General features: G+C 71.5%; 13 protein-coding genes. 8 read left to right on the top strand and 5 right to left on the bottom strand.

What is annotated here, in order from left to right:
* The first annotated feature begins 36 nt into the window (after positions 1–36).
* Both ACWPN5_RS29500 and ACWPN5_RS29495 read left to right on the top strand, forming a co-directional pair.
* Positions 37–2,331, top strand: a complete 2,295-nt coding sequence (locus tag ACWPN5_RS29500; protein WP_492299044.1) for an NAD(P)-binding protein — start codon at positions 37–39, stop codon at positions 2,329–2,331.
* Complete coding sequence (locus ACWPN5_RS29495; protein ID WP_492299042.1) at positions 2,328–3,293, top strand: acetoacetate decarboxylase family protein; 966 nt, start codon at positions 2,328–2,330, stop codon at positions 3,291–3,293. Before ACWPN5_RS29500 ends, ACWPN5_RS29495 begins: the two co-directional genes overlap by 4 nt.
* Positions 3,294–3,333: 40 nt before the next feature.
* On the opposite strand, the gene ACWPN5_RS29490 is transcribed toward ACWPN5_RS29495, so the two are convergent.
* The 5 genes from ACWPN5_RS29490 to hisN all read right to left on the bottom strand — a co-directional run bounded on the left by ACWPN5_RS29490 (position 3,334) and on the right by hisN (position 9,908).
* Positions 3,334–4,713 carry an OmpP1/FadL family transporter gene (locus ACWPN5_RS29490; protein WP_492299040.1) on the bottom strand — a complete coding sequence of 460 codons (1,380 nt, stop codon included), beginning with the start codon at positions 4,711–4,713 and terminating at the stop codon, positions 3,334–3,336.
* A gap of 13 nt (positions 4,714–4,726) precedes the next feature.
* On the bottom strand, positions 4,727–6,736 hold the full coding sequence (locus ACWPN5_RS29485; protein ID WP_492299038.1) for an NAD(P)-binding protein: 2,010 nt from the start codon (positions 6,734–6,736) through the stop codon (positions 4,727–4,729).
* Positions 6,737–6,852: 116 nt separating this feature from the next.
* Entirely contained in the window at positions 6,853–7,650 is a 798-nt protein-coding gene (gene eutC, locus ACWPN5_RS29480; protein ID WP_492299036.1) for an ethanolamine ammonia-lyase subunit EutC, read from the bottom strand.
* On the bottom strand, positions 7,647–9,041 hold the full coding sequence (locus ACWPN5_RS29475; protein WP_492299034.1) for an ethanolamine ammonia-lyase subunit EutB: 1,395 nt from the start codon (positions 9,039–9,041) through the stop codon (positions 7,647–7,649). Before ACWPN5_RS29475 ends, eutC begins: the two co-directional genes overlap by 4 nt.
* Before the next feature lie 33 nt (positions 9,042–9,074).
* On the bottom strand, positions 9,075–9,908 hold the full coding sequence (gene hisN, locus ACWPN5_RS29470) for a histidinol-phosphatase (RefSeq protein ID WP_492299032.1): 834 nt from the start codon (positions 9,906–9,908) through the stop codon (positions 9,075–9,077).
* A gap of 163 nt (positions 9,909–10,071) precedes the next feature.
* On the opposite strand from hisN, the gene ACWPN5_RS29465 reads away from it, so the two are divergent.
* The 6 genes from ACWPN5_RS29465 to ACWPN5_RS29440 all read left to right on the top strand — a co-directional run bounded on the left by ACWPN5_RS29465 (position 10,072) and on the right by ACWPN5_RS29440 (position 19,982).
* Positions 10,072–11,091, top strand: coding sequence for an ABC transporter substrate-binding protein (locus tag ACWPN5_RS29465; protein WP_492299030.1), 1,020 nt, complete (start codon positions 10,072–10,074; stop codon positions 11,089–11,091).
* Between the two features lie 180 nt (positions 11,092–11,271).
* Positions 11,272–12,279 (top strand): ABC transporter ATP-binding protein, encoded by a 1,008-nt coding sequence (locus ACWPN5_RS29460; RefSeq protein WP_492299028.1) that lies wholly within the window; start codon positions 11,272–11,274, stop codon positions 12,277–12,279.
* Positions 12,276–13,976 (top strand): ABC transporter permease subunit, encoded by a 1,701-nt coding sequence (locus ACWPN5_RS29455; RefSeq protein ID WP_492299026.1) that lies wholly within the window; start codon positions 12,276–12,278, stop codon positions 13,974–13,976. Before ACWPN5_RS29460 ends, ACWPN5_RS29455 begins: the two co-directional genes overlap by 4 nt.
* A 3-nt stretch (positions 13,977–13,979) precedes the next feature.
* Positions 13,980–14,735: a DeoR/GlpR family DNA-binding transcription regulator gene (locus tag ACWPN5_RS29450; protein WP_200477728.1), complete on the top strand. Its 756-nt coding sequence runs from the start codon at positions 13,980–13,982 to the stop codon at positions 14,733–14,735.
* Positions 14,736–14,903: 168 nt separating this feature from the next.
* Positions 14,904–15,770, top strand: coding sequence for a lysozyme (locus ACWPN5_RS29445; RefSeq protein ID WP_492299024.1), 867 nt, complete (start codon positions 14,904–14,906; stop codon positions 15,768–15,770).
* A 129-nt stretch (positions 15,771–15,899) separates the two neighbouring features.
* Positions 15,900–19,982: a tetratricopeptide repeat protein gene (locus ACWPN5_RS29440; protein ID WP_492299022.1), complete on the top strand. Its 4,083-nt coding sequence runs from the start codon at positions 15,900–15,902 to the stop codon at positions 19,980–19,982.
* The last annotated feature ends 28 nt before the right edge of the window (positions 19,983–20,010 follow it).

The raw sequence follows: 20,010 nt of genomic DNA, 5'->3' as shown, positions 1-20,010 counted from the left end.
GCCGTCGCGGGGATGCCGGATCGGTCGGGGGAGAGCATGGCGAAGACGAGGGTTGCAATTCTGGGTGGTGGCGTCGGCGCCCTCACCACGGCGCATTTCCTGTCCGACACGGACGAGAAGCGGGCGCGCTACGACGTCACCATCTATCAGATGGGCTGGCGGCTGGGCGGCAAGGGCGCCACCGGGCGCGACCAGTGGAACCGCATCCAGGAGCATGGCCTGCACGTCTGGTTCGGCTTCTACAACAACGCCTTCAAGATGCTCCAGGACGTCTTCGACGTCTGGAAGCGCTCGCCGGACAACACCTTCCAGTCCTGGCGCGACGTGCTGAAGCCGCAGCGCTTCACCCCCATCGGCATGGTGCTGGACGGCGGCAAGCCGGCCTATTGGCCGCTGACTTGGCCGGTGCTGGGCGGCGAGCCGGGCTCGGCCAACGTCATGCCGACCCTGCCGCAGGCCATCGCGTCGCTGGTCGGCGTGGTGCGCGACGTGTTCGAGAACTGGGACGAGCTGAGCGGCCTGATCGTCGACGGCAAGCTGGTCCACATCGACGGCCGCACCGTCGCGCCGATGCCCGTCCTGCCGGCCGACCAGCAGGTCCTTCCGGCCTCGCTCGCCACCCGCTTCGCCGACGCGATCCGAAGCTGGAAGGACCGGGAGGTCCGCCATCTGGCGCAGGCCGAGGCGCTGGTGAAGGGCGCCGCCGTGACCACCGCGAAAGACGCCGCCATCGCCGCCCACCGGCTGATCCGGGCGCTGGCCGACGGGGCGCAAAATAGGCCTGGGTCCAACCCGTCGGCGGCTCCGCCGGTCGAGCATTTCCACGACCTGATGACGCTGCTGCGGCTGATCGAGGCCGCGGCGGCCACCCTGCCCAGCAACCATGTGGCGCGCGACCTGCTGGCCTTCGTGCTTCCCTTCACCGTCGGCATCATCGCCGATTTCGGGATTGAGAAGCGCACCGCCGATTCGCTGGACGAGCTGGAATTCACCGACTGGCTGATCCGCCATGGCGGCGACGCCGCGGCGCTGAAGCAGAGCTGCTCGCTGCGCACCTGCTACGACACCTTCATGCAGTACAAGGACGGCGACTATCGGCAGCCCAACTGGGGTGCCGGCGTCGCGGCGCAGTCCTGCGTGCGCATGTTCGCCACCTGCCGCGAATCGGTGATGTGGAACATGGAAGCGGGCATGGGCGAGGTCATCATCGCGCCCATCTACCAGACCCTGCTCCAGAACGGCGTGAAGGTGAAGTTCTTCCGCCGCGTCGAGGACATCGGCCTGTCCGAGGACCGCGCGCTGGTCGAGACCGTGCGCCTCGCCCGGCAGGTCGATCTGGCCGACGGCGGGGACGACTACCAGCCGCTGATCACCGTGCCGCTGGAGGACAAGAAGTTCCTGCTGGCCTGGCCGCTGGAGCCGCTGTGGGACCAGATCAAGGACGCCGACAAGGTCCAGGCGGCGCTCGCCACCAACAACTCCTCGCTGGAGTCGCACTGGTGCGCGTGGGAGCCGGTCGGGACCGAGACGCTGCAGCGCGGCCGCGACTTCGACGTCGCCGTCCTCGGCATCTCCATGGGCGGCTTCAAGGCGATGAACGACCAGCCGACCCTGGCGGCGGAGCTGCAGGCGGCCTCGCCGGCCTTCAACGCGATGACCAGCAACATCGGCATCATCCCGACGCTGTCCATGCAGCTGTGGTGCGGTCCCGACCTCCAGGGGCTGGGCTGGGAACCGGGGCAGCCGGCCGCCGTCGCCGGGCCGGAGCCCTGGTCGATTTGGGCGGAGATGGGGCAGACGCTGCCCTACGAGTTCCGCCCCGGCGAGACCGGCGCGCCGAAGTCGGTGCATTACATCTGCGGCGTCTGGCAGACCGGACTGGTCGCCCGTCCGACCACCGACCTCGCGGTGCCGCAGGAGGCGCTGGACAACGTCACGAACAGCGCGGCGGAGTGGCTGGACGCCTACATGGGCAATTTCTGGCCGAAGGCGACGGTCTCCGGCCAGGGCGGCGTCGGCTTCAACTGGAACGTCCTCTACGACCCGTGGAACGGCACCGGGCGGGAGCGGCTGTCGCACCAGATCATCCGCGCCAACGTCGATCCGACCGAAACGCTGCCGGGCAGCGCCGCCGGCTCCACCAAGTTCCGGCTGCGCACCGACGCGAGCGGGTTCTACAACCTGTTCCTGGCCGGCTGCTGGGTCCGCACCGGCTTCAACACCTCCTGCATCGAGGCGACGGTGATGTCCGGCATGCAGGCGGCGCGGGCCATCTCCGGGGCGCCGCTGTTCATCTCCGGTGAGAACTTCCTGAACGGGGCGCCGTCGTGACCGCCCCCCGCTACGTCTCCTTCGCCGGGCACGGCGAGGTGTCGATCGCCGCACCCGGCGTCTTCACCGACAGCCTCGCCACCGCCTTCGTCGTGCGCAGCAACCCGGAGAACACCCAGGCGCTGGTCGACACGCTGCTGAACGCGGCGCCCGCCGGGGCGGTGCGCTACACGGTGGCCGGTCCGGTGGCGCTGTGCACCTTCCTGTCGGTGGGGCGCTGCACCAGCCCGGCCGAGCCGTTCGGCTGGATTCCCTACCGGGAGGCCTCGCTGTGGCTGCCGCTGATCGAGCATCGGCCCGGCCACTGGCCGCGGCTGGTGCTGTGGATGCCCTACGTCTTCCCGGACGCGACCATTCCGCTAGTCTGCGGGCGGGAGGGCTGGGGCTTCGCCAAGTCGCTGGGCCGCATCACGCTGCCGGAGGAGGGGGCCGAGGCGCCGCGTTTCGTCTGCGAGACGACGCTGTTCCGCACCCTGTCCTCCGACTGCGAGGGGGTGTTCGCCCCTCTGCTGACGGTGGAGGGCGGGCCGTGGACCCCCGGTTCGGCGTGGCAGAGCCTTGAGGATCTTGCCGCCGATCTCGGCGACGCGCTGAAGGCCCTGCTGCGCCCCGGCGGTCTGGTCGAGGGGGTGGAGGTCGCCGTCAAGGCGGTGGAATCGCTGCTGGCCGGCACGGTGCCGGTCATCAACCTGAAGCAGTTCCGCGGCGCCCCGGACAGCGAGCTGGCCTGCTATCAGGCGCTGATCGACTGCCCGATGCACGTTGACCGCTTCCGCGGCGCGTGGCCGATGCGGGGTGACTTCACGCTGCGGGTGGCCGACTACGCCAGCCATCAGGTCATCTCGGACTTCGGCTTCGCGGCCGGGCCGGACGGCAGCGCCACCGTCCATGTGGATTTCGCCATGCAGATCCACATGGACTTCCGCGCCAACCCCGGCCGGGTGGTCTGGCAAGCGGAGTGAGGCACAGGGCGCCGGCCCCGGAAAGGGCCGGCGCTTTCTTTTAAAATGCGACGCTGACGTTCAGCGCCACGATGTCGGTGCCGTTGCAGAACTTCCCCGGATTGACGGCGGAGCCGTTGGGCGGCGTGCCGTTGCTCACGCATTCCTGGAAGCCGTGGGAAAAGGCGCCGTCCAACCGCACCGTCTCGGAGACGGCGTAGCCGACGCCGAGGCCGGCGTGCTTGGTGATGACCACCGGCACGACCGAGACGATGTCCTGTGCCGGGGCCGCCTTGTCGGCCCAGCGGAAGCCGGCGCGCAGGGTCAACGCGTCGGTCACTCGGTAGGCGGCGCCGACCGCGAAGATGTTGATGTCGCGGTAGCGCTGCGGCAGCGTCTCCCACACCGTGCCGAGGCCCGGCACGTCGACGCGGATGTTGTACTGGCGCAGCGCCTGCGCCCAGAAGGCCCGCCGGTAGTCGAAGGCGACCGTCAGGTCGGGCCGCAGCCGGTGGCTGATCCCGATGCCGAACTCGGCGGGGAGCTGGAAATTCCCCAGCGTGTATTTCGCGGGCTGGGCCAGCCGTGAGCCGTCGGACCCCAGCACGATCACAGAACCGTCGCCGGTCAGGTTGTTGAGCGCCGTGCGGAACTGATAGAAGCTGCCGATGGTGGTGTCGGCCTGCGGCTTCCAGGTCAGGCCGAGCCGGCCGCTCACCCCGTCGCCCTCCACGCCGGCGCGGGCGATCGACGGGTCGAAGATGTCGAAATAGACGCCGCCGCCCATCCCGACCATGGCGGTGGCCGCACCGAGCATCGGCCCCTGTCCGGTCAGCCGCCCGCTGTTGGCCAGGGCGCCGAGCTGGTCGGCCCCCTGGAGGACGCGGAAGCCCAGGCCCGCCCGCACATAGTCGATGGCGCCCGCCACCGTGACCTTCGGCGTCACGTCCCAGGCGGCGGCCAGCGGGACGCGCATGAACATCGCCTCGCTGCCGGTGCGCAGCCCGGTGTCGACGCCGGACGGCAGGCGGGCCATGAAGCTGCCCTCGCCGTACTCGGTGCCGAAACCGCCCTGGGCGTAGGCGCCCAGCCCGAGGGCCAGAGTCTCGTGCCGCCAGACGAACCCGCCCTGGGGGATGTAGTAGCCCTGGAAGGGGAAGGTGTCCTTGCCGTGCGCCACCTCGCCCGTCCGCGTCTGCGTGGCGCGCAGCCCGGTCGGGGCGGCGACCACCAGCCCGCCCTCCACATAGGAGGAGGAGCGCTGCGTCAGGGTCGCCGGGTTGAGGATCATGGCGGCGCCGCCGATGTCGGACGCCGCCCCGGTGCCGCCCATGCCCATGGATACGGCCCCGAACCCTTCGAAGGTGTAGACGTCGGTGGCATGGGACGGAAACGCGGCGGCCAGGGTGGCCGCCGCGGCAAACGCTGCGATCACGCGCATTGAATCAGGGTTCTCAATCGGACGGGGTGAGGTCGATGGATTGGCGGGCGATGGCCTCGGCGGCCTGCTTTCCGGAAAGGACCGCGATTTCGGCGCTGCCCGCGCTGAACCAGGTCCGCGTCCAGTCCCCCGCCAGGAACGCGTTGACGAAGCCGCTGTCACCCGGCTTCAGCCGTGTCTCCACCGTCGCCGGGAAGCATTGAACGTAGAGCTCCGACGGGTCGAGGTTGTAGCGGTAGTAGGAGGAATAGACCTGGCTCTGGTCGAACACGCCGTCTTTGACGGTGTTGGGCCACAGCACCCCGATGTTGGCGTTCAGCCACTGCGTGGCGTCCCGGCGGACGTCCGCGGCCATCCGCTGCGGCAGGCCGCAGGCGTAGGGTGGGGCGCCGGCCGGCCAGCGGGCGGTGCCGCAGAAATACTCCACGGCCTTGACGGTGCCGGGCGGCCAGGATTCGGCGGGGATGAGATGGCTCATCTCGCCCCAGCTGTCGAGTTCTTCAACATAGCTGGTCATGGCGGTCGGGCCGGCCTTCCAGCCCATTTCCTCGATGCTCGGCGTCATCCAGAGCTGGACCGCCTGGGTCGGCACCGCCGGGGTGACCTCGACCATCTGCTTGAAGCGCAGATTGGCGTCCATCAGCTCGGCCGCCGGGTCGGCCAGCGCGGCGGGCGGCATGGCCAGCACGACGAGATCGAAATCCTTGCCGACCTCCAGCACCGATTCCCCGGCGGTGCAGTGGCAGAACACCGATTCCAGGTTGATGCCGGCGTCGCGGATCTTGTCGCCGTCGACGATCTGGCTCCAGTCCGGCTCGGACGGCCAGCAGTAGAGCCATTTCCCGTCGTCGCCGTAGCCGACCTTGACGAACGGGTCATAGGTGCCGTTGACGAGATTGACCTGCCGGTTCAGGCGCACCCGCTCCACCCAGGCGCCGTTCTCCGAGGTTTCCAGCTTGGTCAGGCGGTGGAACAGCTTGATGTCCACCCCGCGCTGCTTCAGCACGAACCAGGCGGGCGTGAAGACGGTGTCGCCCATGCCGGCGTTCATCTTCCACAGCGGCGCGCCCTTGTAGGCGAAGCCCATCAGCAGAAGAATCTCCGCCGCGGCGCCGGCGGCGAAGCGCGCGTTCTCCGGCCCGTCGGTCGCTTCGCCGTTCTTGTAGGAGAAGCACATGTCGTAGAGCAGGCGCACCGGCGCCGACCACGCGAAGGTGTCGGAGATGCCGTTCTTTTGCAGCCACTCACGGAAGTCCTCGCCGTTGATGCGGTCGAAGCCGTCCTTGCCGTAGGGCAGCACGTCGGCGAAGCAGCCGATGGCGAAGGCGAGGCCGAAATCGGCGAAGCAGGCGAACTCCCAGCCCTCGTCCGACAGCTTCAGCAGCGGTTCCAGGACCGCCTGGAAGCCCTTCTGGACGAGCTTGAGCAGATCGACGATCAGCCCGTGGTCGAGGGCGCCGTCGCCGGCTTCCTCGATGTGGGCGCGCGCCTTCTCAAGGGCGTCCAGCCCGAGCTTCGCGGTGAGGTGGCCGGGCAGATGGTCGTGCTTGGCGACCAAGTTCTGCAGCGCACCGATCAGGAAGGCCTCAAAGCCGTTCGGGCCGAGCGACCGCGGGTCGCCGGGGGTGCCGGAGCGCTCGGGGAAATCGAGGTTCCAGGAGTGCCAGCGGGTCTTGCCGAAGCGCGGGATGTCCTGCATCAGCGTCACCTGATACAGCGGGCGGAAGGCGTCCTGCCAAGTCTGGAAGGCGTAGTCCGCGGGCTCGTCCCACTCCGCGTAGGCGCCGCGCACCATCCGGAAGGCGTTGTCGTAGAAGCCCAGGAAGATGTGCAGCCCGTGCTCCTCGATGCGCTGGCCCTGCTTGGCGTTGCGGCCGCTGGCCCCCTTGCCGCCCAGCCGCCAGCCATGGCTGACCAGCGTCACGTCGTATTTCTCGCGCAACGCCTCGGTCGCCGTGAGAGTCAGCGCGGCGGACACGCCCCCAAGCCCGCCGCCCAGCACCAGCACACGCGTCTTTCCCATCGCAGCCACCCCGAGCCCCCGGTTGTTTTGCCGGGGGATTGTGCTTGGCATCGCCGGTTGTCGCAATGGGATTAAGACGAATGCGAACATTCCGCCGCCGCACCGGTGCGAATCGGTTACGGGGCGCCGGCCCCCGGCAGTTCCGGCGGGGCGGCGGGAGCCGGGCTATCGAGCCGGATACCCGAGCGCTGCTGGGCGAACATCGCGCCGAGCAATGCGGCCGCCTGGGCGGCGGCGGCGGCGGGGGCGAGGCCGCCGACTCGGACGTTGGAGATGCAGTTGCGCTCGCTGTCCACCCGGCCCGGCCGTGGCTCCCAGGTCAGATAGAGGCCCAATGAATCAGCGGCGCTCAGTCCCGGCCGCTCGCCGATCAGGACGACACTCGCCCGCGCCTGGAGCAGCGCGCCGACCGGGTCGCCCAGCGCCACCCGCGCCTGCTCCGCCACCACCACCGGCCCGACCCGCATCCCGGCCGCCTGGAGCTTCGGGATCAGGGCCTCCAGCACCGCGACGGCGTTGGCCTGCACGGCGGTGCCGCTCAGCCCGTCGCCGACCACCAGCGCCACGTCGGGGGCGCGGACCGGCTCCGACAGGCGGCGCTGCGACTCCTCCGACAATTGCCGGCCGAGGTCCGGGCGTTTCAGGTAGGCGGCGCGGTCGGGCGCGGCGCTGGTCACCGCGACCGCCGGCCAGCCGCGCTCCGCCAGCGCCGCCAGCAGCGCCGCGGCGTCGAGCGGCGTGTGCACGGCGTCGCGCGCCTGGGCGTGGGCGGCCTGGAAGGCGAGGTGGGCGGCGGTGGGCAGGCCGCTCCCGGCGTGGCCCAGCGCGATCCGCGCGTCGGTGTGGCGGCGCAGATGCGCCCAGCGATCGGGCTGGGCTGGGGAGGGGAGGGGCAGCGGCTCGGACTCCGTCATGGCTGTTCCTCCGGCAGAGGCAGGGCGGGCAGAAGACAGGACGCGGCGGGGTCGAAGCGCAGGCGCCCGGCGGAATCGGCGATGCCGGCGGCCTGCTGCCACGCCTCGAACTCCGGCGCGGGGCGGCGGCCGAGCACCTGACGCACATAGAGCGCGTCGTGGAAGGAGGTGCTCTGGTAGTTCAGCATGATGTCGTCAGCCCCCGGCACCCCCATGATGAAGGTGCAGCCGGCCACGCCGAGCAGGGTCAGCAGGGCGTCCATGTCGTCCTGGTCGGCCTCCGCGTGGTTGGTGTAGCAGACGTCGCAGCCCATCGGCAGGCCGAGCAGCTTGGCGCAGAAATGGTCCTCCAGCCCGGCCCGCGTGATCTGCTTGCCGTCGTAGAGGTATTCCGGCCCGATGAAGCCGACCACCGTGTTGACCAGCAGCGGCCGGTAGCGGCGGGCGACGGCGTAGCAGCGCGCCTCCACCGTCTGCTGGTCCACCCCCTCATGCGCGCCGGACGACAACTCGCTGCCCTGGCCGGTCTCGAAATACATCAGGTTGTCGCCGACCGTGCCGCGGTTCAGCGCCTTGCCAGCCTCCCACGCCTCGTCCAGCAGGGCCAGCGAGACGCCGAAGGCGCGGTTGGCGGCCTCCGTCCCGGCGATGGACTGGAAGACCAGATCGACCGGCGCTCCGCCCTCCATCGCCCGCAGCGCCGTGGTCACATGGGCCAGCACGCAGGACTGGATCGGCGCGCCGGTGCGCAGGCGAAGCTCCTCCAGCATCTCCAGGAGGGTGGTCATCGCCTCCACGCTGTCGGTCGCCGGGTTGATGCCGATCACCGCGTCGCCGCTGCCGTACATCAGCCCGTCGAGGACGCTGGCGGCGATGCCGCGTGGGTCGTCCACCGGGTGGTTGGGCTGCAGGCGCGTCGATAGGCGCCCCGGCAGGCCGATGGTGTTGCGGAAGCGCGTGACGACGCGGGTCTTGGCGGCGACGGCGACCAGGTCCTGCAAGCGCATGATCTTCGACACCGCCGCGACCATCTCCGGCGTCAGGCCGGGGGCAAGCGCCGTCAGGGCCGCCGCGTCCGCCGCCTCCGACAGCAGCCAGTCGCGGAAGCTGCCGACGGTCAGATGGGCGACCGGGGCGAAGGCGGCGCCGTCATGGCCGTCGACGATCAGCCGGGTCACCTCGTCCGCCTCGTAGGGGACGACCGCCTCGCTCAGGAAATGGCGCAGCGGCAGGTCGGCCAGGGCCATTTGCGCGGCCACCCGCTCCGCCGCGCTGGCGGCGATCAGCCCGGCCAGCGCGTCGCCCGAGCGCGGCGGCGAGGCGCGGGCGAGCAGCGTCTTCAGATCGGGAAACCCGTACCGCGTCCCGGCCAGAGTGTGGGCGAATGCCATGGCGTCCCCTCTCCCCCTCCTCGGTTCGTCCGCTCAACCCGCCGCCCGCGCGATGGCGGCGATGGTCTCGGCGTGCAGGTCGGCGGTGGCGGCGGCGACCACGCGGCCGTCCGACTCCATGGTCAGCGGCTTGCCCTGCCAATCCGTGATGACCCCGCCGGCCCCCTCGATCACCGGCTGCATGGCCAGATAATCATAGGGCTGGAGCCCGGCCTCGATCACCAGATCGATGTGGCCGGAGGCGACCAGCCCGTAGATGTAGCAGTCGCCGCCGAAACGCCGCGTCCGCGCCTGCCGGCTGACCGTCTCGAACACCCGCAGCCCCGCCGCGTCGAAGGCGTCGGGCGAGGTGGTGTAGACCGTGGCGTCGGCCAGCCGGCGGCAGTCGCGCGTGCGGCAGGGCCGCTCCGCTTCCGTCCCGTCGCTGTAGAGTGTGGGGGCGCCGGCGCGTCCCGTCCAGCGTTCGCCCAGCACCGGCATGTCGATCACCCCGACCGCCGGGACCCCACGCTCCAGCACCGCCAGCAGCGTGCCGTAGACCGGCCAGCCGCTGATGAAGCTGCGCGTGCCGTCGATGGGGTCGATCACCCAGACGATCTCCGAGTCGAGCCGGTCGCGGCCATGCTCCTCCCCGAAGATTCCGTGGTCCGGGAAGCGCTCGGCGATGCGGCGGCGCAGCGCGGCCTCGACCTCGCGGTCGGCGATGGTGACCGGGCTGTCGTCGGCTTTGGTGTCGATGGCGACCGGCGTGCGGAACCAGCGGCGGGACAGGCCGCGCGCCTCGTCCGCCAGGGCGGCGGCGAAGCCGGCCAACTCCCCGGTCAACGCCGCACGGTCGATGGTCGCATCCTTGGTGGTGGGGCTCATGATTTGCCTTATTTTTGTGCGGCTGCGCAAATGCACGCCAACTGTGCAATCATGGTAGACACAAACGCACAGAAGTGCAAACCTCCACTTAAATCCACGGCGGGCACGGGCTCGCCACCGGCCGGGGCGCCGGGAAAGGGCATGCGGAACAGAGGGGTTGGCGATGGTGGAGTTTGCTGGGAAGTCGCTGCTGGCCGGCGTGGTGCTCATGGGCGCGGCGGTGCTGCCGGCCGTCGCGCAGGCGGGGACGCTGACCGTCTACACGGCGCTGGAGGAGGACGAGATCGCCGACTATGTGGCGGCGGCGAAGAAGGACCTGCCGGACATCGACCTGAAGGTGCTGCGCTTGTCCACCGGCGACCTCGGCGCCCGCATGCTGGCCGAGGCGTCCAACCCGCAGCACGACGTGATCTGGGGCTGGGCCGTCACCAACATGCTGGACCCGCGCGTCATGGCGCTGGTCGAGCCTTACGCCGCCAAGGGCTCCGACGTTCTGCCGGCCGCCTACAAGGGGGCGGACGCGCGCTGGTTCGCCGCCACCGGCTACATGGCCGCCTTCTGCGTCAACACCGAGCTTCTGAAGGCCAAGAACCTGCCGGTCCCGACCTCCTGGAAGGATCTGACCAACCCGGTCTACAAGGGCGAGGTGGTGATGCCGAACCCGGTTTCCTCGGGCACCGGCTATCTCCAGATCGCCGCGATCCTGCAGAGCCAGGGCAACGAGAAGGGCTGGCAGTTCCTGAAAACGCTGGACGGCAACGTCGCCCAGTACATCAAGTCCGGCTCCAAGCCCTGCAAGTCGGCCCGCTCGGGCGAGTTCGCCATCGGCGCCTCGCTGGCCTTCGCGGCCATCAAGTCGGTCGAGGAGGGCTTTCCGCTCAAGATGGTCATCCCGACGGACGGCGCCGGCTACGAGCTGGAGGCGTCGGCGCTGATGAAGACGTCGAAGAACAAGGAGGACGCCAAGCGCTTCCTCGACTGGACCCTGTCGCCCAAGGCCGCCGCGCTCTACACCAAGTACAAGGAGATTGTGACGATCCCCGGCGCCCCGGTCGCCAAGGCGGCGGAAGAGGCCGGCCTGCCGGCGGACGTCCAGAAGGTCCTCTACCCGATGGACTTCGCCAAGTCCGCGGCGGAGCGCGACGCCATCCTGAAGACCTGGCAGGGCAGCATCGGCCGCTGAGGCCTGTTCCCCTCTCCCGTCCCGGGAGAGGGTGCCCGCGAACGCGGGCGGGTGAGGGTCGCGCAAGAATCAAGGCACGCAGTCTTGGCGTCCCTCTCACCCTTCCCGCGCTTTCGCGCGGGCCCCTTCCCTCTCCCGGGGCGGGAGAGGGAGTCATTCCCCGCTCCAGATGGCCGCGCCATGGATTTGCAGATCAAGAACCTCCTGAAGACCTTCGACGGCTTCGTCGCCCTCGACCGCATCAACCTGACCGTGGAGGAGCGGGAATTCGTCTGCCTGCTGGGACCGAGCGGCTGCGGCAAGACCACGCTGCTGCGCATCGTCGCCGGGCTGATGCCCTACGACACGGGCGAGCTGCGGATGGGCGGGCGGGACCTCGGCGCCGTGCCGGCGCGCGACCGCGGCTTCGGCATCGTCTTCCAGTCCTATTCGCTCTTTCCCAACATGACGGTGGCCGAGAACATCGGCTACGGCCTGAAGATCCGCAAGGCGCCCGGCGACCGCATCGCGGCGCGGGTGAAGGAGCTTCTGGAGCTGATCAAACTGCCGCAACTCGCCGACCGCTACCCCTGGCAGCTCTCCGGCGGGCAGCAGCAGCGCGTGGCGCTGGCCCGCGCGCTGGCCGTCGATCCGTCGCTGATCCTGCTGGACGAGCCGCTGTCCGCGCTCGACGCCCGCGTGCGCGCCGACCTGCGGGCGGAGATCCGCGACGTGCAGCGCCGGCTGGGCATCCCCACCATCATGGTCACCCACGACCAGGAGGAGGCGCTGACCCTGGCCGACAAGGTCGTCTGCATGAACCATGGGCTGATCGAGCAGGTCGGCACGCCGCAGGATCTCTACCTGCGCCCGCGCACCCGCTTCGTCGCCGACTTCATGGGCAGCAGCAACCTGCTGCCGACCGGCTGGGTGCGCGACGCCATGCCCCACCTGCTGCCCGGCCGTCCGGATGGGGCGGAGAACGCCTATGAGGCTTGCGTCCGTCCGGAGCGGATTGCCGTCGCCCCGGCGGCGGATGGGGAGGGGCGGGTGATCGACCTCACCTTCCTCGGCAACATCCGCCGGATGCGCCTGTCCTGGCGGGGGCGGGAGCTGCTGGCCGAAACCCACCAGGACCCCGGCGTCGGACCGGGCGCCACGGTGGACGTGTCGGTGGCGGCGGAGGCCTGCGCCTGGGTGCGCGCATGACCATGCCCGCCCTGACCCTTCCCGGCAAGACGCCCAACGCCGCCCGGCCCCGCCGCCTGCGCCGCCCGCTGGACGAGAGGCTGCTCTACGGCGCCTGCGTGCTGGTGCCGGTGGTGGCGCTGGTCCTGTTCTTCCTGCTGCCGCTGGGCACCATCGTCTGGCGCAGCGTTCTGGAGGAGGAGGGCGGCGTCGGCCTCGCCAACTATCTGGCCCTGTTCCAGACGCCGGGCATCCTGCGCGCGGTCGGCAACAGCCTGCTGGTCGGCGGCGCCACCACGGTGGTCTGCCTGCTGCTCGGCTTCATGGTCGCCTACGCCGTGCAGCGCACGCGCATCCCGGGCAAGCGCTTCGTCGCGGCGGCCCTGTCGCTGCCGCTGCTGGCGCCCTCGCTGGTGCTCGGCCTCGGCCTGATCTTCCTCTTGGGCCGCAACGGGCTGGTCAGCAACCTGATCGGCACGCGGCTGAACATCTACGGCTTTCCCGGCCTGCTGATCGCCAACGTGCTCTACGCGCTGCCCCAGGCGGTGCTGATCATCCAGGCGGCGCTGCGCCAGTCCGACGCCCGCTACTACGACGCGGCGGAGGTGATGGGGGCGACCCGGCTCCAGCAGTTCTTCGGCATCACCCTGCCCAACGTGAAGTTCGGCCTGCTCAGCGCCGGCTTCGTGGTCTTCACCGTGACGATCACCGATTTTGGCAACGCGGTGACCATCGGCGGCGACTTCTCCGTCCTGGCGACCGAGATCTACAACCAGGTCACCGGCCAGATGAGGTTCGGCATCGGCGCCGCGGTCGGCATTCTGCTGCTGCTGCCTACCGGGATCGCCGTCTACATCGAGCGGGTGGCCGCCCAGCGCCAGTTCGGCACCGCCTCGGAAAGCGCCCTGCCGCCGGTCCCTGATTACGTGGCGGTGCGCGACATCCCGCTCTTCCTCGCCACCATGACGCTGGCCCTGTCCATCGTGGCGGTGGTGGCGACGGTGGTCTTCGCCAGCTTCGTCCGGCTGTGGCCCTACCGGCTGGACCTCACGCTCAAGCATTACTCGATCACGCTCAGCGGCGGCTACGACCCGCTGTGGACCTCGCTCGCCGTGTCGGCCGGGGCGGCGGCGATCGGCACGGCGCTGCTCTTCGCCCTGGTCCTGGGGCTGCGGCGGATGCCGCCGGGGGTGGCGAAGGCGGTCTATCTGCTGGCCGTCCTGCCGGTCGGCGTGCCCGGCCTGGTGCTCGGCCTGTCCTACATCTTCGCCTTCAACCTTGCGGGAACGCCGCTGCACATGCTGTATGGCACGGTGCTTCTGCTGGCGCTGTGCAACTTCTACCACTACCACACGCAGGGTTTCCTCACGATGGTCACCGGAATGCGCGCCGTGCCGCCGGCGCTGGAGGAGGCGGCGAGCTGCCTCGGCGGTGGCGTCCTGCGGGTGCTCGGCGACGTGGTGGTGCCGGTGATGGTGCCGACCCTGCTGTCGGTCTTCTTCTTCCTGTTCATGCGCTCCATGGTCACGCTGTCGGCGATCATCTTCCTGGTCACGCCCTCGACCAACCTCGCCGCGGTGACGGTGATGCGGCTGGACGAGGCCGGCTTCGTGTCGCAGGCGGCAGCCTTCTCCACCTGCATCATGGCGGCGGTCGCCGTGGCGGCGCTGGCGATGCGCGGCGCCCTGGCGCTGGCGACCCGGCGCAAGGCGGCCTGAGCGATGCTTCAGGAGGAACGCCACCAGCGCATCCGCGCCCTGCTGACGGCGCTTCACCGGGTGTCCACCGACCGCATCGCCGGCGACCTCGGCGTGTCGCGCGAGACGGTGCGGCGCGACATCGTGGAGCTGGAATCGCGCGGCGAGCTGCGCCGCGTCCATGGCGGCGTCGTCGCCGTCGGGCCGGAGCCGGAACCCCCGATCGCCGTGCGCAGCCAGGTCCGCCTGAAGGAGAAGCGGGCCATCGCCAAGGCGGCGGCGCGGCTGGTCTCGCCCGGCCAGACGCTGTTCCTCGACTTCGGCAGCACGGTGTCGGCCCTGGCGGAGGAACTGGCGAGCCTGCCCGGCCTGACCATCGTCACCAACTCCTTCGACGTGGCGCAGACCGTCGCCAACCAGAACCGCAGCCGGGTGGTGCTGTTGGGCGGCCGGGTGGACGAGGGATTGCCGGCCACCTTCGGCGAAGGCACGGTGGCGGAGATCCACCGCTACCGCGCCGACATGGCGCTGCTGTCGCCGGTGGCGCTGCACCCCCGCTACGGCGCCACCAGCTTCGACCCGCGCGAGGCGGAGGTGGCCCGCGCCATGGTCGGCAACGCCGGACGCACGGTGATCCTGGCCGACCACAGCAAGATCGGGCAGGCCAGCCGGGTCAGCTTCTGCCCGGTGGAGGGCATCGACACGCTGGTCACCGACGCCCGCTCCCGCGACCTGCCGGAACTGGCCGCGCTGGCCGTGCCGGACGTGATGTTCGGCTGAACCGCCCGATGTTAAGAAAACGCTTTACACGAAAAGGAAAATAATCCTTACTACGGGCATCAACGCCCGAACTGCGCCCGCCCGGCTCCGCCGCGGCGGGCGTCGTCGTTTTCGGCCGTGCTTGTCGTGAACGGTGTGGAACCGTCCCGACCCTTCGCAGGAGCGACCATGACCACCCTCCTTGCGGCTTCGCCGCCCTCCACCGTCCGGGCGGCACCGCCGCCCGCCGCGTTCGATCTGGCCCGCCATTTCGAGGGCTTGTCCCGAACCGCCTACCGCTGCCCCGCCGGTGTGTGGACCATCGGGTACGGCCACACCCGCGATGTCGCCCCCGGCGACGCCGTCACCACCGAACGGGCCGAGCGCCTGCTGGCCGACGATCTGGCCGAGGCGGCCTCGCTGGTCGACGGCGCGGTGACCGTTCCCCTGACCGACGGGCAACGGGCCGCGCTGATCGACTTCGTCTTCAACGTCGGGCCGGGCCGGGCCAAAAAGGGCAAGGACCCGGGGAGGGACGGCTTCGTCCGTCTGCGCAGCGGCAAGCCGTCCACCCTGCTGCGCAAGCTGAACGCCGGCGACGCCGAGGGGGCCGCCAGCGCGTTCGGCGCCTGGGTCTATGGCGGTGGCCGGCTGCTGCCCGGTCTTGTGCGGCGCCGGCGCGCCGAGGAGCTGCTGTTCCGCGGGGCGGACTGGCGGAGCGCCCTCAACGACGGCCCGATGGCCCAGGCGGTGGAGCCGGCGGTGCCGTCCGTCACGACCGCCGCCGTCCGCGCCGCCGCAGGGACGCTGGCGGTCGGCGGCTCACTCGGCGTGGTGGCCGAGGCGCTGGGCCCGGTGCTGCAGGTGACCCAGCAGGTGCAGGACCTCGCCGGGCAGGCGCAGGGCGTGGCGGCCCAGGCGCAGGGCGTGTCCGCCGCCATCCGGGACCTGGCCGGGCTGCTCGGCTGGGCGCCGTCGCCGGCGGTGGCGGTGCTCGCCACCGGCCTGGTGGTGACGCTGGCCCTGCTGTGGCGGGAGCGGCGCTCGCGCGGCTGACCACAACTACGGTTCGCGGCCCCGCCGTTTTCCGGGGCGGCGGGGCCGCGAAGCCGCGTGCGTTGGCGGCGGTGGATGTGCTGTACTCCAGGTTCGCCGATCGAGACCCTCCAGCCGCGAACCGCCGCCATGCCGCTCTCCTCCATTCCCGGTCGTTCCGCCGTCCTCGCCAGCCCCGTCGCCGAGGCGATCCGGCTTGAACGGTCCGGTCGTCCCGCCGCCGCCGAGGCGGTGCTGCGCGGCATCCTGGCCACCGACGGGACCAACGAGGAGGCGTGGCTGCGGCTGGGCGGCCTCGCGCTCACCGACGGGCGCCACGGTCGCGCCGCGCGCTGCTTCGCCCGCGTCATGCTTCTGGCGCCGGACCGGGCGCAGGCGATGCACAATCTCGCCGAATCGCTGCGCCTGACCGGGCGGAAGGGGCGGGCATCCATCGCCTTCACGCGGGCCCTGCGGCTGCGTCCGGACTATCCCAGGGCGCTGACGGCCTTCGCGCTGATGATGCAGGATCAGGGCACGGGACGCGGGGCGCGGCACCTCGCCGCCCGTGCCCTGATCGCCGACCCGGCCTTCGCGATGGGATGGCGCAATCTGGCGATGCTGCTCCAGCCCCTGAACCAGCCGGAGGCGATGGTCCGGCTGCTGCGCCGGGCGGTGCTGTCCGATCCCGGCAACGCCGGTCTCCAGGCCGCCCACGGCATCGCCCTGTGCGAGATCAAGGAAGCCCGCCGCGGCCAGGAGGCGCTGCGCCGCGCCGTCGCGCTGGCACCCGGCGGGGCCGAGGTCCTGGGCCAGCTGGCGTCCGGGCTGATGCACGCCGGCGATTCCGACGGAGCCCTGCTGGCATCGTCGCGCTGCCGCCGCATCGACCCGATGGCGTCGGCGGCGGACGCGCAGGATGCCCTGACCTGGATGATGATGGGCGACTTCCGGCGCGGCACCGCCGCGATCCGGCGCGCCCTGGCCCTGGACCCGGGAAACCCCGGCGTCCTGACCAACGCCGCCCTGCTCCTGCACGCCGGGAACGGCGGCGACGAGAGCGTCCGCTGGAGCCTGCGCGTCCTGCATCTGGACCCCACCAGCACCGTCGCCCGCTTCAACCTGTCGATGTCGCTGCTGCAGCGGGGCGATTTCGCCCGCGGCTGGTCGCTTTACGAGGCGCGCTGGTCGATGTGGGGGGCGAGCTACCCGAGCCACGCCCCGGCCTGGGACGGCGGCCCGCTGAACGGCCGCAGCATCCTGCTGACCGCCGAGCAGGGGCACGGCGACACCCTGCATTTCGTCCGCTATGCCACCCTGCTGGCCGAGCGCGGCGGGCGCGTGGTCCTGCATGTCCAGCCGTTGCTGAAGCGGCTGCTCGCCAACACCCCCGGCGTCACCGCCGTGCATGGCATGGACGAGGAACCGCCGGCCTGCGACCTGTGCGCGCCGCTGCTCAGCCTGCCCCGGCTGGTCGGCACCCGGCTGGAGAGCATCCCCGCCGCCATGCCCTACCTGCGCGCCAGCGCGGCCGACCGCCCGGCGTGGCGGGAGCGGCTGGCCGGCGAGCGGCGGCTGAAGGTCGGCCTCGTCTGGGCGGGCGAACCGCGCAAGGGCGACATGAAGGCCAACTCGGTCGATCGGCGGCGCAGCCTGACGCTCGATGCCCTGGCCCCGCTGGCCGGCATCCCGGGCGTTGCCTTCTACAGCCTGCAGATCGGCGAGGCCGGCGCCCAGGCCAAGGCGCCGCCGCCGGGGATGGCGGTGGTCGACTGGACCGGCCACATCCGCGACTTCGCCGACACCGCGGCCTTCATCGACGAGTTGGATCTGGTGGTGACGGTGGACACCTCGGTCTGCCATCTGGCGGGCGGGCTGGGCAAGCCGGTGTGGGTGCTGTCGCGCTTCGACGCCTGCTGGCGCTGGCTCGGTCACCGCGAGGACAGCCCCTGGTACCCGACCATGCGCCTGTTCTACCAGGACGAGCCGGGCGTCTGGGAGCCGCCCATCGCCCGGCTGGCCGCCGCTCTGGCCGCTCTGGCCGCCGAGCGCGGAGCCCTGCCGGGACCGGACACCCGGCAGGCGACGCAACGGGTGGCGGAACGGGCGCCGGACCCGTTGGGCGCGGGGCTGACGGCGGCGCTCGCCGCCCACCGCTCCGGCCGCTTGGCGGAGGCTGCGGGCGGCTACCGCCGGGCGCTCGCCGCCGATCCGGCGCGGGGCGACGCGCTGCATCTTCTCGGGCTGACAGCTCTGGCCGGTGATGACCGGGGCGGCGATCGTGAGGAGGCCGGGCGCTGGCTCGACCGTGCCGTCGCCGTCGAGCCGGCGCGCGCGGTCTTCCGCAACTCGCTGGGCGAGCGACACCGCTCCGCCGACCGGTCCGAGGCCGCCGGCCGCTCCTACCGTCAGGCGACCATGCTCGACCCCGGCTATGCCGAGCCGTGGGTCAACCTCACCAAGCTGTCGGTCGCCGCCGGCCAGCCGGGCGACGGCGTCCGTCTGGCCCGTCGGGCGGTGCGTCTGTCGCCCGGCCTGCCCGACGCCTGGCGCGGCCTCACCCAGGCGGCGCTGGAGCAGGGCGCGGCCACCGTGGCCGAGCGGGCCGCCCAACGGGTGCTGGCGCTGGCCCCCGCCGACGCGGAGGCGCTGGGCCACGCCGCGCGGCTGGCCGGCCGGCGCGGCGAGCGGGATTTGGCCGAACGGCTGCTCGGGCGCGTCCTGCGCCTCGCCCCGGAGTCGGCGCCGGCGTGGCGCGAGCGCGCCGACCTGTGCCTGAAGGGCGGCGGGCACGCCGCCGCCCTGCCGATGCTGCAACGGGCGCTCGCCCTCGCTCCTGATTTCCCGGAGGCGCTCAACAACTGCGGTGGGGCGCTGCTCGGGCTGCGCCGTCGCGAGGAGGCGGGGCGCCAGTACCGCCGGGCCATCCAGCTCCGCCCCGGCTACCCCGACCCCTGGAACAACGCCGGCAGCGCCCTGCAGGAGCGCGGCGACACCGCCCAGGCCCTGGATCATTACCGGCGCGCGGTGGCGCTCTCCCCCGAGCATCCGGTGGCCTACGCCAACATGGGCGAGACGATCCGCGCCTCGGCGGCCGGGCTGGCGGATTTCCGGACGGCGGAGACGCTGTGCCGCCGCGCCCTGACGCTGGTGCCGGACCATGGCGCCGCCCTCAACGCGCTGTCCGTGTTGTGCCTGGACCTGCGACGCTTGGAGGAGGCCGAAGCCGGCTTCCGCACGCTCATCGACCGCGACCCGGGGAGCGCCCAGGCCCGCTTCAACCTGTCGCTGGTCCTGCTGACCAGCGGCCGCCTGCGCGAAGGGTGGGAGCATTACGAGGAACGCTGGCGGATCGGCGAGATTCCCGTTCCCAAAGCGCCCGGCCGGCTGTGGACCGGCGAACCGCTGGAGGGACGCACCATCCTGCTGCACGCCGAGCAGGGGCATGGCGACACGCTGCAGTTCGCGCGCTACGCCCCGCTGGTGGCGGCGCGGGGCGGCCGCGTCCATCTGGCCGTGCACAACGGCCTGCGGCGCCTGATGGAGCGCCTTCCCGGGCTGGAGGGGGTGTACGACCTGTACGGCGGGTTGCCGGCGACGGAGTTCCACTGCCCGCTGCTCAGCCTGCCGCGCGCCTTCGGAACGGAGCTTGGCAGCATCCCCACGGCGGTCCCCTACCTGACCGCCGATCCGGCGGAGGTGGAGCACTGGCGGGCGCGCCTGCCCGCGGACGGGCGGCTCAAGGTCGGGCTCGTGTGGTCCGGCGACCCGCGCCCGCACAGCCCCAAGGCCAACGCGGTTGACCGGCGGCGCAGCCTGACCCTGGCCGCCCTGGCGCCGCTGGCCGCCGCCGGGGACGTTCTGTTCGTCAGCCTGCAGAAGGGCACCCCCGCGGAGCAGGCCAAGGAGCCGCCGCCCGGCATGGACCTGATCGACCCGATGGACGCGGTGACGGATTTCGCGGACACGGCGGCGCTGATGCGCTGTCTGGACCTGATCGTCACGGTGGACACGTCGGTGGCCCATCTGGCCGGTGGGCTGGGCCTGCCGGTGTGGGTGCTGTCGCGGTTCTCCGGCTGCTGGCGCTGGCTCGAACACCGTGCGGACAGCCCCTGGTACCCGACGCTCCGGCTGTTCCACCAGCCCGGCCCCGGCGACTGGGAGCCCGCCGTCGCCCAACTGGCGGAGGCGTTGACCGAGCGGCTGCGATCGCACGCGGCCCATCCGTTTTGACTGGCCGGCATGACCGGGAAGGGCCGTC

The sequence above is a fragment of the Azospirillum sp. UENF 211521 genome (assembly GCF_058780535.1).
Note: the sequence above shows the minus strand (reverse complement) of the source record. Positions and strands in the feature narration are given on the sequence as shown.